Consider the following 16,401-nt stretch of genomic DNA (forward strand, 5'->3'; position numbering starts at 1 on the left):
TCATTCCCGCGAATGCGGGAATCCAGGGTGCCAGACACGAAACTTTCCAAATCTTGCTTCACTTTCAACAAAATACCGACCTTGCTGAAGGTTTTGTTTTTTCCTTGAGGGTTGTGATTCTCTCTCTGGATCCCCGCCTTCGCGGGGATGACGAGTCAGGGAAGAGTGTCCAACTCTGAGGTAGACCTACTATAAAATGGCACATCAGTCTTGATTGATGCGGTTCGCACAGCTCACCACATCCTACGCATGCGTTCCCCCCCAGAGAGATGAACAAAAAAACCTTGAGAGAAGAGAATTCCCCCCAAGGTCTTTTTTAAATCCCTTAAAGCCAGAAACGTTTTTAGATCGGCAGGGCGTATTTTTTAATGCGGTAGAGGAAGGTATCCCGGGTGAGACCCAGGAGTCTCGCAGCCCGGGTTTTGTTGCCCCGGGTTTTTTCCAAGGCCTGATGGATCAGATCCTTTTCCAACTGCTCCAGGGAAATCCCTTTGGCGGGCAAGTGAAACGGAGAAGCCATCCCTTTTTCACCGCCACCACTCTCCGGCGTTAAAATTTCCGTCGGCAGGTGACCGGGACGCACGGTTTTACCGGAACAGAGCACCACCAGACGCTCACAGAGATTGCGCAACTCCCGCACATTTCCCGGCCAAGGGTGCTGCTCGATCAAACCAAAAGCCTGGGCATCGATTTGAGGGGCGCTCAGTTGATGCTCCCGGGCAAATTGGGAAATAAAACGCTCCAGCAACAGCTTGATATCTCCCTCACGCTCCCGCAGGGGAGGCAAGGCCAAAGGCACCACGTTGAGGCGGTAGTAAAGATCTGCCCGAAATTTGCCTTCCCGAACCTGAGTCAGCAGATCCCGATTGGTCGCTGCCACCACCCGCACATCCACCCGTTCCGGGGCAGGACTCCCCACCGCCTGGGTTTCGCCGGATTCCAAAAACCGCAGCAGCTTGGGCTGAATGGAGAGAGGAATTTCGCCGATTTCATCCAGAAAGAGCGTACCCCCCTCTGCCGCTCGAATGGAGCCTGTCTGGTTGGCAATGGCTCCAGTGAAGGCGCCCTTCAGGTGACCGAAAAGGGTGGATTCCGCCAAGGTTTCCGGCAAGGCCGCACAGTTGATGGCGACAAACGGACCCTTTGCCCGGCGACTTTCTTTGTGGAGATCCCGGGCGAGGAGTTCCTTGCCGGTGCCGGATTCGCCGGTGATGAGCACACTGACATCCGTCGCTGCCACCACTCGGGAGGAGCGCAGTACAGCCTGGAATTCCGGGGCGTTGCCCCAAAGGTGTTCAGACATGTTTTGTTCGCTTTTCAAAAAGGAAACCACCATCGCTGGATAAAATATATCGCTCGCTCAAAAAAGGGAGAGCCCCTCCAGAGAGACCACCCGGATGACGATTTGGTTCCCACAAAAATCGGGATGCGTCATCACTGCCATCAAGCCGGGACTCAGTGTCCATCGATCCCAAATAGACTCAATAGATTGTGCCAGGAGGCGTGTCCGGGGTCGTGACCGATCAGTCCCAACGTGACCAAACCCAACAGTATCAGTATAACACCCAAAATTTCCTTGATCCAGGACAAGTTGGACCAATGCAGCACCCGTCCCGACACCAAACCCGCCACCAGGGTCACCGGTAGTGTGCCCAGGCCAAACCCGAGCATCACCATGCCGCCACCAAAAAAACCATCGGCACTGGCAGCCATAAACAGGGCGGTATAGACCAAACCACAAGGCAACCACCCCCACACCACCCCGAAAAGCCCGGCATGCAGGAGGGTTGAAGCGGGTAGAAAACGCTTTCCCACCGGCTCGATATGACGCCAGAGAAGATGACCCACCCGCTCGATCATGGCCCAGCGTTTAAAAAGCCCCACCAGATGCAGCCCCAACCCCACCAACACCACAGCCGCTAAAGCCTGGGCGATCAGGTGACCGTGACGGGGGCTTAAGGCTTGAAACAGGGACTGCCCCAGATTGCCGATGATCAGACCTGCCAGAACATAACTGCCGATGCGACCGATATTGTAGGCGATGAGATAGCGAAACAGGCGTGGGGGATTATTGCGCACCTCGGGGGGGAGGCTGAAGCTCAACGCCCCGATGATCGCCCCGCACATACCCAGGCAGTGGAGGGAACTGACAAATCCCACCAGCAAAGAGATATAAAAATGATGGTCGGGTTGATCCAACAAGAGAAAACGCGGCTCCGGGGCTTAAAGAAAATTCTGACTGGGGTGACAGGGTGCACGCCTTCACCACGACAAGCGCGCCCCACTTCAACCACTATCTTGATTCACTGAGCCCCACGAAACAAGCCCCCATGCCCGAAAGAGTGCCACGATCCCTTTCAGGCTACCCCCAATCTCCCCTTTAGTTATTCTCCACAGGAATCAGCCAGCCCACGAAAAAAAAGCCGCCGAACCCAAAAGGAACGGCGGCCAAGGAGAGCTAACTGTGATGAAGCATTAGTTTTGGGGCGGGGGAGTCCCTTTGAGCATCAGGACAAAGCCGCCATCCCGCTGGAAGGATTCGAAAGTGATGCAACCGTCCTCATCAACTTGAGAGACCTGGGGATGCGCCCCTCTCTGCCTGAGGAGTGCTTCATGAATTTCACGACCATCGGCGATCTCAAAGCAAGCCCGAATCGCCACATTCGATCCCTCGGCACTGGCGGTATAGGCGGTGAAGGTGGCATCCGTGGTCAAAACCTCCTCACCAAAAACCGAATAGAGACGGGTATAAACAGTGGAACCATCTTCCGGGAGATCACTCACCGTCAACCGGGTTTCGGTGGTCTGGCTGCCGCCATAAATGTCATATCCACCCTCGCTGGAGCCCACATCCAGCTCATAATAATCAGCGCCGACGTTGTCCCAGGTGAAAGTCACTTCGGTGCCCTTGAGGGTATCGTCCACAGCAGGCCGGGTGATTTCAGCAGCGACCGGCTCGGCATCGCCCAAATAGCCATCCATCCAGTCGTCATACATGGAAACCCGGGTATAGACCCCATAATAATCAGGCATGGCACAGCCATAACCCCAGCTCACCACCCCGGCCAAGGAAAAGCTGCCGTCGCTGGCTGGAACCATCAAAGGGCCGCCGCTATCACCGGAGCAGGAATCCTTGCCCCCATCGTCATAGCCCGCGCAGAGCATGTTGTCGGTAATCTGGCCGTTGTAGCCGTTGTTGCAGGCGTCGTTGGTCACCAGGGGTACCTGCACCTCCTGCAAGGCATCCGGATAGTTGGCTTGCCCCGTGCCTTGGGTGTTGCCCCAACCGATGACGGTGGAGAGCACCCCTTCGGCGGTGAGTTCATCGGCGTTATCACCGGTCACCATACTGATGGGCTCCTGGGAGGCGGAGGAAGCCAGGTGTAAAAGCGCAATATCGTTATCCATGGTGTGGGTGCTGTAGTCGGGATGGACGATGATTTCCGACACTTCCAAGCGCTCGCCACTCTCTTCCCGCAGGTTGTGGATATCCAGCACCACATCCACCTGATTGGGGCGCTCTCCCTCCACACAGTGGGCCGCCGTCACCACCCACTCGGGGGTAACCAGCGTGCCGCCACAAAACTGACCGTGATACGCACTGGGGCTTGCCGCGTTGACCAGAGCCACCATCCAGGGATAACTGCCAGACTCCGCTTCGTTGCCGCCGACGATACGGGTTTCAGCCACACTGGAAGCGGCAAACAGGTCTGGAGTTCCTGGAGCAGCATAACCAATGAGGCCGGCGGTCAACATCAGAGCGGTGGTCATTTTGCGATTCATCATTCTATCCCCTTACAAACGAAACGCCCCGAAAGACGTATGGATCCGGATCTTACCTGACGGCCCCCACTTGGGGTGAAATTGGGTGAAGAGAAGAGTTTAATCGACTTCTGCTTTTCACCTGCCCGGCATGACCTATTGGTATGGATAGTTTGCAAAAGGTTCACCAGTTTTTTTTATTATTTGTTTTCAACATGTTGCATAAACAATCCACCTTCATCACCCCACTTGGCAGACCCGTCTGGATACATTTATTTTTACACACTGTCCAGTTTAGGTGACACATCAAAAAAACCGTCCAACCCAGTTTACACCTTCACAGAACTGTCCAACCTGGTTTACATATTGCCAATCATCCACACCCCCGGCCAAGCTCCAACCCCCTCCAGCCAAAGGCCATCACCAATCCTACAAGCCCCCCTCAAGCAACATACCGGCAGACCTTTGAGGGCGTCCAGCAAAACCCGAGCTGAGGCAAAAATTCAAACCAATCCGATACCCCAAACACCCCGCCCCCCTCCTCCACAAATCTGAAAACAGGGCGTGGGGGTTGCAGCAGGCTTGTGGCAGGCCTAATCTTGGCGTCGGCTATTACTGACTATGACAAGGTTAGAGCATGAAAATTCATTTGGACACCCAGAGCGGCATTGCCGGGGATATGTTTTTGGGAGCTTGCCTGGATTTGGGGCTGGACCAAGCCGCCTTGACCCAGGCGTTGACGGGGCTCGGAGTGGATGGCTGGTCCTTTGATCTCAGCCAAGAACGGCGCGGCGGCATTCGGGGGATGCGCCTGGAAGTGATCGCCCCGGAAGAAAAAAAACATCGCCATCTGCGCCATATCATCGCCCTGATCGAACAGGCCCACTTTCCCGCCCCTGTGGCAAAGCGGGCGAAAGCGATCTTCCACACCCTGGCTGTGGCGGAAGGGGCCATGCACGGGGTCTCTCCGGAAAAGGTCCACTTCCATGAAGTCGGGGCGGTGGATGCCATCATCGATATCTGCGGGGCGGCTTTTGCGCTCTGGCATCTGGGGGTGACCGAAGTCACAGCCACCCCCCTCCCCCTCAACAGCGGCCAGGTCACCTGCGCCCACGGCCAGATGCCCCTCCCTGCCCCAGCGGTGACGGAAATTTTAAAAAGCCATCAAGTCCCCCTGCAACCAGTCGCTTTCGACCGGGAGCTGGTCACCCCCACGGGGGCTGCGATCCTGGTCAACATGGTGGATCGCTTCGGCCCCCCCGACCTGACCCGCATCGACCGGGTAGGCTATGGCCTGGGTGGCCGGGAAATAGCGGGGCAAGCCAACGCCTTGCGGATTTTGGCCCAGGAGGCAACCGCCCCCTCCCCCGCTTCGGCCACCCCATCCGCCTCTACCACCCCCATCCCCACGCTGGATCGAGGATGGGTTGGCGAGCTGACGACCCATGTGGATGACATGAACCCCGAATGGTACGGCCCCCTCTGGGAGACTCTCTTTGCCGCAGGCGCCCTGGATGTCGCCCTCATTCCCATGACCATGAAAAAGGGGCGTCCCGGGGTGCGTATCGAGGTGATGACCCCTCTGGGACAAGAGGAAAAGCTGGCCCGACTGCTCCTCACCCACACCACCGCCCTGGGGGTGCGGTTCAATCGCCGGGAACGCTTCACCCTGCCCCGCAGCCATCGCCTTTTCGAAACCCCCTGGGGTAGCCTTAGGGCGGTGGAGGCTGGAGAGATCTGGCGGGTGGAGCAGGATGATCTGGCCACACTCGCCAAACGACAAGGATGGAGCCTGCCCCAAGCCCGACAGGAGATCGCCCCCCATCTCCAAACCGCCATCCAGCAGGATGCAGCAGCCCCGACAACCGAATCAAACTCCCAAGCCACTGAAGGGTAAGCCAACCAGGCACAACGCCTGAAAACCGTTTTCCCCCTGAGCGAAAGCCATTTTAAACATGACCCCCAGCCAGTTAAAAAGCCTTTTGACCGATCTCAGCCAAGGGCGTTGCAGCCTGGAGCAGGCCCTCTCCATGCTGCAACGTTTTCCCATGGATCCCGTCGCCCAGGAGGGGGGGGTGGTGGCCCGGCTGGACACCCACCGCCAAGTGCGCCACGGCTTTCCCGAGGTGGTGCTGGCCCAGGGAAAAAAATTCAAGCACCTGCGCGCCATCGTCGAGCGCTCCCTCACCCATGGGGGAGATCTCCTCATCACCCGCCTGGGCAAAAAACGGCGGGTCAAACTCCAAGGGCTCTTTCCCGAATTGAGCCACGAGCCGAGCACGGGATGCCTCTACCGACAGATGGAAGATCAGGGTGAGGAAGGGTTGGTGGCAGTCTTTTCTGCGGGCACCAGCGATATTCCGGTGGCGGCCGAAGCGGCCCTGGTCGCCCGGCTCATGGGGGCCCGGGTGGCGACCCATTTTGATTCCGGTGTGGCGGGGCTCCATCGGCTGCTGGCGGCGGGGGATCTGTTGCGGGAAGCCCGGGTGTTGGTGGTGGCGGCCGGCATGGAGGGGGCGCTGCCGTCGGTGGTGGGGGGGCTGGTGGATAAACCGGTCATCGCCATCCCCACCTCCCAGGGCTATGGCTCCTCCTTTAACGGCCTCTCAGCCCTCCTGGGCATGCTCAACAGCTGTGCCGCCAACGTGACAGTGGTCAACATCGACAACGGCTTTGGGGCAGGATATGTGGCGGGACTGATCAATCGCCTGGGGAATAATCGGGAAGCCCATGGGGAAGCAGGTGAGGAAAACAGTTGAATACCCCGACCCCGTTTTTCAGACTCCATCCCCCCTCCCACCGACATCAACCCCTTGGATCGGGATGCACCTCCCAGAGCTGATAATCGAGACCTTCCAACAACAGAGGCGTAAAATAACCATCCCGAGGGCGCTGGAGCAGCATCAGCTGGATCAGGGTGGAGCGCTCCACCCCCAGGTTCATGATGAACCCCTCATGGTCAGGCTCCAGCATCAGCAGGGTCCGGTCGAGTTTTTTATCACTGCGGCGCAGCCAGCGGGCGGTTTCAGAGCTTTGATATTGGTTGAGGGAATCTGCTGGCACCCGGAATGTCCCATCTGGTGAAACATACCCCCCGTCTGACACCTTCTGCACATTTTTCGGGATGGACTTGAAAAAAGAGTCCTCCCCGCGCCGATGATCGATATCCCAACTGCCGAAGGGATACCACCATCTGACCATTTTCAGCATCCTCCCGGGCAGGAAAAGATAGCTGGGCTTGGCACTTGCCGGAAAAAAGAAATCCAACCACCCCTCCACCCCACGCCACTCCCCCTGGGGAATCAAGTGCGCCCCACTGATCATCTCCCGGGCGGCCTGCGGCCCCGCCGCCAAAATCCCCTTCACCAGCTCCAGCCCCTGCTGCCGCTCTCCCCCCACAGCCCGATAAAAAAGCTGCATCCCCTCCCGCCCCCGCTCGGCATAAAAGCGGATAAAGTTGGCTGCCAGGCGTTGATCAGCGGTAGCCAGGGGAATAGCGGTATAGACGATGTGCTCACCGCTCGTGACATCGGAGTGGCCATCGCTGATCACCCGATTTTTGGTCCAGTAACGCAAGAGGTGGCCAAAATCCCACCAAGCCCAGATCACCCCCTGCTCCGACACCAACTCCCGGGCCTGGACCATCCCTTGGACCTGGGTCGCCTCAAATTTTCCGGGGAGGTAGGTGGTGCGATAAATGCGGGTTTGGCTCTGATACCAGGCAAGCCCCAACCCCAAAATCACCAGAGCCACAGAGGTGCGAAACTGTTTATCCCCCCAACGATCCAGGAGTGTCTGGAGCAGGTAACCGTAGCCCAAAACCATGACCGGTCCCAAAAAAATCAAAAAACGCTGGGTAAACAGAAGCCCCCAAAGCCCCAGCCCCACCGCCGGGAGCAAAAACAGTACCCCCTCTCGACGGCGCTGCCATAAAAGCAAGGCGAGCCCAATCCCGGAGACCAAAAAAATTTGCGGGTTACCAGAGGTCGCCCGCATCGAATAGTCAAAGGTGGGGGTTCTGAATTCAGAGATGGAGGCGGAAAGGTTGGGGAACCCCCCTGCGGCGGATTTGCTGAAAAAAGTCAAATTTCCAAGCAGGTTGCCAGGAATCCCCAGGAGATAATCGAATCCCAGCCACCCCCCAAGCATCCCCAACGCCAGGAGCGCCGTCCCGGCTAGAATCATCTGTTCCCGTTTTTGCCGATAAGGGCGATGGATCCCTGCCAGCACCAACAAAAACAGAAAGATGGCGGTAATCTGGGCCGGGGCCTGCTCCCACCACCAGACAAAGCCACCATAAACCGTAAGCGCCCCTCCCAGCCAACCATACCCCCGCCCCGGCTCGGCTTTGGAAAATCGCAAAAAGCAATAGACAAGCCCCATCAACCAGGTAACATTCAAGACATCGGTATCACACCACCCCAGGCTGGAACGCTGCACATAAAAGGGGGAGATGATGCCGAGAAAAGCCCCACTGAGCCCCATCACCACCCCGCCCAAGGCACGCCCCAGCAAAAAAAGGGGGATCGCCAAAAGCGGCCCCAAAAAAGCCGGAATCAATGCCGCAACCCAGAGGGGAGAATAAGCCGATATTTCGGAGCCTTTGGCGATCATCACTCCGAGCAGGGGCACCCGTTCGGGGCGGGGAAAGGTGTGTTGCACCTCCCCCTCCCGGGGCAATCCAGCTTCATAGGTGCCCTCCAGCAGATCCCGGCCCAGATCCAGATAATAGTAGCCATCCGCCCCCCGCAACAGCGGCTCTTCGGCATAAAAAGCCCGCTCAGGCTGAGCACTCCAATCGGCCAGATCATCCATACGGGCAAACCAGCCCGCCATCATGATCAGGAGCAGAGACAAAAAGGCGATGAGCCCTTTGGCGCTGGAGTGGGTGGGCATAGCGGTCAGGTGCCTGGATGGATTGGGTGGGAGAGAAAAAAAGTCATGGTGCGGATGGTTCCACCGGGATATCGATCACCCGATTGAGCTTGCCGCTCATGAATCCCTCCAGATCGAGGGTGACAAAGCGAAAGCCAAACCCTTGCAGGGTAGCGCTGACCTGCCTGCGCAGATCCCCTTCGAAAAACCGGTCCATCTCCCCTTCGAGCAACTCGATCCGGGCGGTCTCCCCCTGTTTGCGCACCCGCAGGGTGGTAAAGCCCAACTCTTTGAGATGGATCTCCGCCTGCTCCACCATCCGCAATGCGGCCAGCTCAATGGGATCCCCGTAGGCGATCCGGGAGGAGAGGCAGGGGGAAGCGGGTTTATCCCAGGTGGGCAGGTCGAGCTGTTTGGAAAAGGCCCGGATCTCCGCCTTGGTGAGCCCCATGTCCAGCAAAGGGCTCAACACCCGAAACTGATCCTTGGCCTTGAATCCGGGGCGGTAGTCATCGATATCGTCGGCGCTGGAGCCATCCAATACCCCGTCAAACCCTTCTGCTTCGGCGAGCCGGGTCAATCGACCAAACAGATCGCTCTTGCAGTAGAAGCAGCGATCTGGTGGATTTTTAACAAAATTATCGTCAGACATCTCACCGCTTTCGATAATGCGGTGATTGATCCGGCGGGCAGCAGCCCCTCTTTTTACTTCGGCCAGATCGTGAGCCGGCATGGTGGGCGAGGTGGCGGTCACGGCGAGATAGTCGATCCCCGATTCCATGACCGCCGCCACCAAAAAGGTGGAATCCACCCCCCCCGACCAGGCCACCACCACCCGGCCCAGGGTGCGCAAGTGATTGAGCAGGTCTTGATATTTTTGTTGAACCTCAGCCATCAGCGTTGCCACCTCCCCTTGCTTGTTTTTCGACTCTCTCCCCCCGGCCCGGCTCCGCCCCCTTTTCCCGATCCCGGCCCCTGGCGGGAGAGAAGGCGCACCATAAAGAAGGCCACCAACGTCCCCATCAACAGCGCCAGAAGGGTGATGACGGTAATCAACAGGATGGCACTACGGCTTCTTTCATCAGCCACCCGCTTGAAGGTACGGGTCTGGTGAAAAACCTCCTCCACCTGGGGATCCGTCGCCGGAATCCCCGCGAGGGAACGCTCCAGCCGCTCCATCTCATAGGCCAGATAGTTTTGTTGGGAGATCAAGAGATTAACCGACAACCCCGACACCATCGGCACCAGCAGCAAAAGCATCACAGCCATCACCGCGATTTTTTTGTGCAACGGCCATTTGTCCATCATCCCACCTCATTGATAAAGCCCTGATAAACGCCCCAATCGACCCCCAAGAAGATAGCCCAATCCAACAAACCGGTCGATCCCTCTTTCCTTACCTGCTGAAATCCCGGACACAGGGGTATGGGCACGATGAGCTGGGGGGAGTGCCATCCGGAAAAGGACAGATATAATGGATTTAAACTGTACGTCTTTTGCGATTTCTGAATGAAGACCAATATCATGAATAAAATCTCAATCGCAACTATTCAGCACCCTGTGAAAAGATTATTTCCAACGCATGAGATAGCCACCTCTGGATTCCTGCAAATGACGATCTTTATTCGCGGGCTTGTTCTGGCATATTTGCCAACGTCATTCCGCAAATTGGAGAACCCAGGAAAACTTCAGACCTCATCCTCTGTTCGATTCCAGGCATCATCCAACAGGGTGCTGAATAGATACCATAGGGCTACCAAATCCATCGTCTCTCTGGTTAAACCCTTTTTCAGGTCATAATAAACAGCTGGATGAATTGGGGGTGGCCAGACACTTCGTCCTTGAACGAAGGGGGGGTGGGTAATTTTTCACTTTGTAAAAATAATCACCACCCCCCAAAATCTGTCCGATATTCAAGGTTTTTTGCCGTTAATGAGAAGCAATCCCCATTCAGCGACTATATTTTTTTCACCCCCCTCCCCCCAGCTCACCCCCCAAACAATTTTGCCAGTCAATTGTTTTTGTTGGATCTTATATTCGAAAAACAATGTGGCACAGTTTGTGTTATCTATTTAAGGGTAAAAACAAGGAAGTATCCATCAACACGGAAGATGATGGATCCCGGGTTCTCCGGGATTCCTGCCAAAGGTTGGACTTGGCCCCCCCTCTCCCAACCAACCTTTGGCAAACTTTTACAACAATAACCCGGGAACTCCCAAGCAGACTTTGGGGCTGGATCCAAAAGCCCATCGCCTCCGAAAAAAAGAGCCCTACCCGGTTTACATAGAATACCCCCACAAGGGTTCAGAAAGGGCCGTAAGTTTCTTGCGTCCCAGACCGGGGCTGCTGAGAGAAAAATCCCCCCCTCCCTTTTCTCTCACCAGCCCCTGGTTCCTGCACAAATACACAATAAAACACAATATGTTGCCATACCTGATGGCCACTGACCCACAGGGCTTGGACAGAGAGGGAAGCGGCTGCGCATAACAGAATATCTTGATATTCTTAATTTAGATTTATTAATATGGCGATTATTGGATTTTTTTGGATAAACTTAACTTTCCAATCATCAAAAAATTCTTGGAAACAGTCGGTAGGCCCATCCAGTCCCCAGACCAGGCCCTATCCCGACACCCCACATTCCATTAAATTATTTATCCTCAAACCCAGCCAGCAAAAACATAGGCTCATAGGGGCTAAAGACACGGATCAAGAGGGGGCGACCAGTCCAGAGCGCCTGACTGCCAAATCGAAAGTTCAATCGAATTTTCAAGCGATGAAACGATTGTAGTGGAGAATGGCCATGGCTCACCAAATACCGTGCTCAATCAAGAGGCTTACTCCCTCGTTTATCAGGATTTATCAGCCGATTCACCCACGCCCCTTCTCCCCACCCCAGCGCCACACAACCTTCACCACTGATCAATCGCCCTGCATAACTTCTTCAATAGGGTTCCTCTCTTTACCGGCCAAGATCGCCTCAACCCGCAGGTCATTCCCCCCCAACCAAACCGGAAAGGGAGTAGCCAGTCGGATATGACGGATCTCGATCCCAAACAAGCCGAAAAAATCCCCTTCTATCAGGGTATCGGCAGAAGGCTTCTGCTGTGGTTCATGACCATCGCCATCCTCCCATTGGCTGGGGTGATGTGGGGAAGCTATGAAAATGCCAAAACAGAGATCCTCACCAATGCCGACCAGATTCTCACCAACTCCCTGGTCTTGAAAACCCGCTATATCGAAAAATATCTGGATGAGGAGTTGATGGAGCTTGACTGGATTTCCCGGTCACCCACCACCCTCCGGTTTCTCGAAGATCTCATCGCCTCCCACGAAAAAAGCGGGCTCACGCTCCAGGCGTTTACGCAAAGCGCTGCTTGGCAGGCCTTGGCAACTCAACACAAAAACGAGCTGGAAAATTTTCGGGAAAGTTTCGAATATACCGATATCTATCTGCTGGATCTGGACGGAAACGTTCTCTTTGCCCTGAAAGATACCATCTGCCTGGGAACCAATGTCCCGACTGGTGACAAGGGTGACACCCCCTTTGGGTTGGCCACCAAAGAAGCACTCCGAGGCCAAGGAGCGGTCATTTCTGATCTGGAAATCCATGAGGCGAGCCGGGGACAGGCCACTTTCCTGACCATGCGCCAAGTGAAGGATGGTGCAGGCCACCCCATCGGCTTGGCAGCCATCCGCCTCACCAGCAACGAAATCAATGAATTTCTCTCAGACCGCACCGGGTTGGGCTTGAGTGGCGAGACCTACCTGGTGGGCCGGGATGGTTTCATGCGCTCCAACTCCCGATTCGAAACCGAACCGACCGTTCTGAAAAAAGAGATCGACACCTTAGCCAGCCACCTCTGGTTCCATAACGAAATTGAAACACATGGTTCCGCATGGACCGGTCGGAAACCGGACATGAGTGCTCAAGTCCATGACTTTGAAAAAATGACGGAGGAACCCCTCACTCCGCTTAGTGAAATAAATGCCACCATTTTCAAGGTCGCCCAGCCCTATCCAGACTATCGCGGGAAGATGGTGCTGGGCTGGATCGTGGATATCGCTTTTATTGAAACATACGGTCTGGAGTGGGCTCTCATTGCGGAAATCGATGCCAATGAAGCTTTTGCGCCCATCGCAGAGCTTAAGGCACGGATGATCTTTACCCTGGCGGCCACCACGATTTTGGTATTTCTGGTGGCGGTTTTGGTGACTGGCTCCATCGTCGGCCCCCTGCGGCGTTTGACCCAATGGTCGAAACAGATCGCTGCGGGAAACCTGCAATATGCCGACATCAAAACACCCCCCGATGAGCTGGGGGCGTTGAATCAAAGCTTTCGGGAGATGGTGGACTCCTTATTGGATGTCTCGGAGGTGTGCCAGGTGATCGCCCTGGGAGATATTGGCGCCCCCCTCACCATCCGCAGCACAGAGGATGTCACAGGTCGCGCAGTCAACCAGATGCGAGAAAATTTAAGCCAGGTGATCGAGCAGGCCAACGCCATCGCCCAGGGTGACTATTCCATCGAAATCACCCCCCGCTCCAGCCGGGATACTCTCTCCACCTCACTTCTCAGCATGACCCACTCCCTGAGGGAGATGAGTTCCAGAAACGAACGGGATCAGTGGCAAAAAAGCGGCCAGACCATCTTGAACGACCGTATACGGGGGGAGCAGGAACCCGCCGCCCTGGCTGCGACCATCATTCGATTTTTGGCTGACCATATGGAAGCCCGGGTGGGCACCTTCTATCAATCCAAAGCGGAAGGAGCCCTGGAGCTACTGGGTAGTTATGCCCTGATTCAGGATCAATCCCCTGCCACCTATCAGCCTGGAGAGGGGCTCGTGGGGCAGGCCGTAGTGGAAAAAGAACCGATCCTCGTCACCAACGTCCCGGAGCACTATCTCCCCATTCACTCCAGCCTGGGAGAGGGGACTCCCCGGAATATCCTGATCTACCCCATCGTCCGCAACGGCTCGGTACTGGGGGTGTTGGAGCTGGGTAGCCTCAATGAATTCAACTCCGAGCATCTGGCCTTTTTGGATTTGGTGACAGAAAGCATCGCTCTGGCCATCATCGGTGCGGTCTCCAACCAGCAACTCAAGGAGATGCTTCAGCAGACCCGTCAGCAGGCTCTGGAGCTGGAGGCCAAGGGAAGGCAGCTCACCCACACCAACCAAAAACTTCAGGAGCAGACCGAAGAGCTGCAAGCCAGCGAAGAGGAGCTCAAGGAGCAGCAGGCGGAACTACAAGCCACCAACGAAGCCCTCATGGCCTCGGAAGAAGAGCTGAAGAAACAGCAGGAGGAGATTCGAGCTACCAACGAAGCTCTGTTGGAAAAGACCGAACACCTGGAAAATAATCAATCCGCCCTGGAAGAGGCCCAGCACGAAATCGAGGAAAAAGCCCGGCATCTGGAGGAGGTGAGCCGCTACAAATCCCAGTTCCTCTCCAACATGTCCCACGAGCTGCGCACCCCACTGAACAGCTTGCTGATTTTGGCCAAAAATCTCACGGAAAACGAAGAAAACAATCTCACCTCAGAGCAGATCGAGGCCGCCCAGATCATCCATGCCAGTGGCTCGGATCTACTCAGCCTGATCAACGACATTCTGGATCTTTCCAAGGTGGAGTCCGGCAAGATGGAACTCCACACCAGCTGGGTGGAAACCGACGACATGGCGCTCTTCCTGAAGCGCCACTTCACCCATGTGGCCAAGGACAAGGGGCTGACACTCCAGGTGGATGTGCTGGACGGCACGCCGACGGGGCTTTCCAGCGATGAAGGCAAAATCAGCCAGGTTTTGAAAAATCTGGTCGCAAACGCCATTAAATATACCGACCAAGGCACGGTTTCGGTCCGCTTCCGCCCCCCACCCACAGATCGCCGTCTTTCTGAAAATGAGCTGAGGCTGGCCGCTCCGGAACATTTGGCGGCCTCCAAGGCGCTGGCCATCGAAGTGGAAGACAGCGGCATCGGCATCCCTTCCGAAAAGTATGAATCCATCTTCCAGGCCTTCAAACAGGCAGATGGCACCACCAGCCGGAAGTATGGCGGCACAGGTCTCGGACTCTCCATCTCCCGGGAACTCACCCGCCTTCTGGGAGGAGAGATCCGCCTCATGAGTCGGGAAGGTCAGGGAAGCGTCTTCACCCTGCTCCTCCCCAAAAAAATCGAAGAGGCCTGGTCCGAGCCAGACACCCCCCCCACCACCCCCATGGGCAATCCCCTCACTCGCCGGGCTTCGGATCGGCGAGCCCCAAGATCGCCCCCGGTCATCACCTCCCCCCCACCCGCCTCACCACCCGTGGTGGACGATCTCAAAATAATCACCAGCGGGGATCGGGTCATGTTGATCGTCACCGCCGACCAGAATGAGGGTCAGGTTCTCCTGGAGATGACCCGGGAAAAAGGCTTCAAGGGCATTTTGGCCAAAGATGGCACCTCTGGACTGGCACTGATTGCCAAACACGAACCCACAGCCATCCTCCTGGACGCTTCCTTGCCGGGTCTGGATGGTATGGAGGTGATGGAGCGTCTCAAGCAGGATCCCGAAACCCGCCATCTACCGGTCCACATACTCTCCGACGATATCCAGAAGGATCAACTGGGCCTCAAAAAAGGGGCGGCGGGATTGATCCAGCGACCGGTCAACAAAAAACGGATGGCCGAAATTTTCCGTCAAATCGAACGTCTGACCGGTCCCGAGCCCCGGCAGCTGCTCATTGTTGAGGACAACAGCGTCGCCAGGAAAGAGCTGGGACGAATTTTTGCAAGCCCCGAAGTGCAGGTTATCGCTGTCGGTAATGGTGAAAAAGCGTTGAATCTCCTTAAAAAGAGGGATTTCGACTGCCTGATTCTCGATCTGGGGCTACCGGATATGACCGGCATGGAAATGCTGGAGCGTATGGCGCGGAAAAAATATGCCGCCAAAACCCCGGTGATCGTCCACTCCGCCCGGGATCTGAGCCGGGAAGAGATTCTACTTTTGCGCAAATATACCGAAAGCATCGTCATCAAAGGGGTGCACTCCCAGGAACGACTCCTGGATGAAGCGACCCTGTTTTTACATCGCCCCACCAAAAAGCTCCCCAAAAAACAGCGCTCCATGCTGGAAAAACGCCAGGATCCGGCACAAGCCTTTCAGGGTCGGACCATTTTGTTGGTGGATGATGACATGCGCAACACCTTTGCCCTGAAGAGAATTCTGGAACCAAAGGGACTTAAGGTGGTACCTGCGAGCAATGGCCGGGAAGCCATGGAAGAGTTGCAAAAATCATCCGACATCGATCTCATTCTGATGGATGTCATGATGCCGGAGATGGATGGCTTTGAAGCGATTCGCAACATTCGTGGGGATGCCCGATTCCAGGAGATCATCATCATCGGTCTCAGCGCCAAAGCAAGCCCCGAGGATCGTAACGATCTCCTCAAGGTGGGGGCCAACGACTATCTCTCCAAACCGGTGGATCAGGCATTGTTGCTGGCCAAGCTGCGTAACTGGCTGGAAAAATATCCGACAAAAGAAGAGACTGATCATCCAGGGGAACAGGCCTAAAGGCTATGGCGTATCTCTCCAAAACAAAAGAGAGCGTCGTGCTGGCAGGCTGGCTAGACATAGAATATATGAATGAATCATTAATTCCATACCATCTGTTACATCTTAATGGCTGACAGACCTTTACCATCAAGCAAAATGACCCATAATCTCACCCCAGTCCAAAAAGCCGCACCGATCCCTGTAGAGCGAACGGTTTGT

The 16,401-nt window shown here is 55.9% G+C and carries 9 protein-coding genes; 3 read left to right on the forward strand and 6 right to left on the reverse strand.

The window, feature by feature from the left end; translation table 11 throughout:
• Positions 1–343: 343 nt before the first annotated feature.
• From HQL52_10050 to HQL52_10060, 3 genes are all read right to left on the reverse strand, one after another.
• Positions 344–1,336, reverse strand: a complete 993-nt coding sequence (locus tag HQL52_10050; protein MBF0369787.1) for a sigma 54-interacting transcriptional regulator — start codon at positions 1,334–1,336, stop codon at positions 344–346.
• Between the two features lie 119 nt (positions 1,337–1,455).
• Positions 1,456–2,127 (reverse strand): sulfite exporter TauE/SafE family protein, encoded by a 672-nt coding sequence (locus HQL52_10055; protein MBF0369788.1) that lies wholly within the window; start codon positions 2,125–2,127, stop codon positions 1,456–1,458.
• A gap of 348 nt (positions 2,128–2,475) precedes the next feature.
• Entirely contained in the window at positions 2,476–3,786 is a 1,311-nt protein-coding gene (locus HQL52_10060; protein MBF0369789.1) for a serine protease, read from the reverse strand.
• Positions 3,787–4,399: 613 nt separating this feature from the next.
• Here HQL52_10060 and larC point away from each other — a divergent pair.
• On the forward strand, positions 4,400–5,659 hold the full coding sequence (larC, locus tag HQL52_10065; GenBank protein ID MBF0369790.1) for a nickel pincer cofactor biosynthesis protein LarC: 1,260 nt from the start codon (positions 4,400–4,402) through the stop codon (positions 5,657–5,659).
• A 58-nt stretch (positions 5,660–5,717) separates the two neighbouring features.
• Positions 5,718–6,521, forward strand: coding sequence for a nickel pincer cofactor biosynthesis protein LarB (gene larB / locus HQL52_10070; GenBank protein ID MBF0369791.1), 804 nt, complete (start codon positions 5,718–5,720; stop codon positions 6,519–6,521).
• Between the two features lie 46 nt (positions 6,522–6,567).
• Here larB and HQL52_10075 read toward each other — a convergent pair whose 3' ends face one another.
• From HQL52_10075 to HQL52_10085, 3 genes are read right to left on the reverse strand one after another with little or no spacing between them, the layout of a single operon-like run.
• Complete coding sequence (locus HQL52_10075) at positions 6,568–8,658, reverse strand: hypothetical protein (protein ID MBF0369792.1); 2,091 nt, start codon at positions 8,656–8,658, stop codon at positions 6,568–6,570.
• Between the two features lie 43 nt (positions 8,659–8,701).
• Positions 8,702–9,532, reverse strand: a complete 831-nt coding sequence (gene larE / locus HQL52_10080; GenBank protein ID MBF0369793.1) for an ATP-dependent sacrificial sulfur transferase LarE — start codon at positions 9,530–9,532, stop codon at positions 8,702–8,704.
• Positions 9,532–9,945 (reverse strand): hypothetical protein, encoded by a 414-nt coding sequence (locus HQL52_10085; protein ID MBF0369794.1) that lies wholly within the window; start codon positions 9,943–9,945, stop codon positions 9,532–9,534. The genes larE and HQL52_10085 overlap by 1 nt, the downstream gene beginning before the upstream one ends.
• 1,728 nt (positions 9,946–11,673) lie before the next feature.
• On the opposite strand from HQL52_10085, the gene HQL52_10090 reads away from it, so the two are divergent.
• On the forward strand, positions 11,674–16,200 hold the full coding sequence (locus tag HQL52_10090) for a response regulator (GenBank protein ID MBF0369795.1): 4,527 nt from the start codon (positions 11,674–11,676) through the stop codon (positions 16,198–16,200).
• Positions 16,201–16,401 lie beyond the last annotated feature (201 nt).

This window comes from Magnetococcales bacterium (assembly GCA_015232395.1).
Taxonomy (GTDB): domain Bacteria; phylum Pseudomonadota; class Magnetococcia; order Magnetococcales; family JADFZT01; genus JADFZT01.

Coding starts and splice junctions, on each gene's coding strand:
- HQL52_10090 (MBF0369795.1), top strand. CDS start 11,674: ATGACGGATCTCGATCCCAAACAAGCCGAAAAAATCCCCTTCTATCAG.
- larE (MBF0369793.1), bottom strand. CDS start 9,532: ATGGCTGAGGTTCAACAAAAATATCAAGACCTGCTCAATCACTTGCGC.
- HQL52_10075 (MBF0369792.1), bottom strand. CDS start 8,658: ATGCCCACCCACTCCAGCGCCAAAGGGCTCATCGCCTTTTTGTCTCTG.
- HQL52_10055 (MBF0369788.1), bottom strand. CDS start 2,127: ATGTGCGGGGCGATCATCGGGGCGTTGAGCTTCAGCCTCCCCCCCGAG.
- HQL52_10085 (MBF0369794.1), bottom strand. CDS start 9,945: ATGATGGACAAATGGCCGTTGCACAAAAAAATCGCGGTGATGGCTGTG.
- HQL52_10060 (MBF0369789.1), bottom strand. CDS start 3,786: ATGATGAATCGCAAAATGACCACCGCTCTGATGTTGACCGCCGGCCTC.
- HQL52_10050 (MBF0369787.1), bottom strand. CDS start 1,336: ATGGTGGTTTCCTTTTTGAAAAGCGAACAAAACATGTCTGAACACCTT.
- larC (MBF0369790.1), top strand. CDS start 4,400: ATGAAAATTCATTTGGACACCCAGAGCGGCATTGCCGGGGATATGTTT.
- larB (MBF0369791.1), top strand. CDS start 5,718: ATGACCCCCAGCCAGTTAAAAAGCCTTTTGACCGATCTCAGCCAAGGG.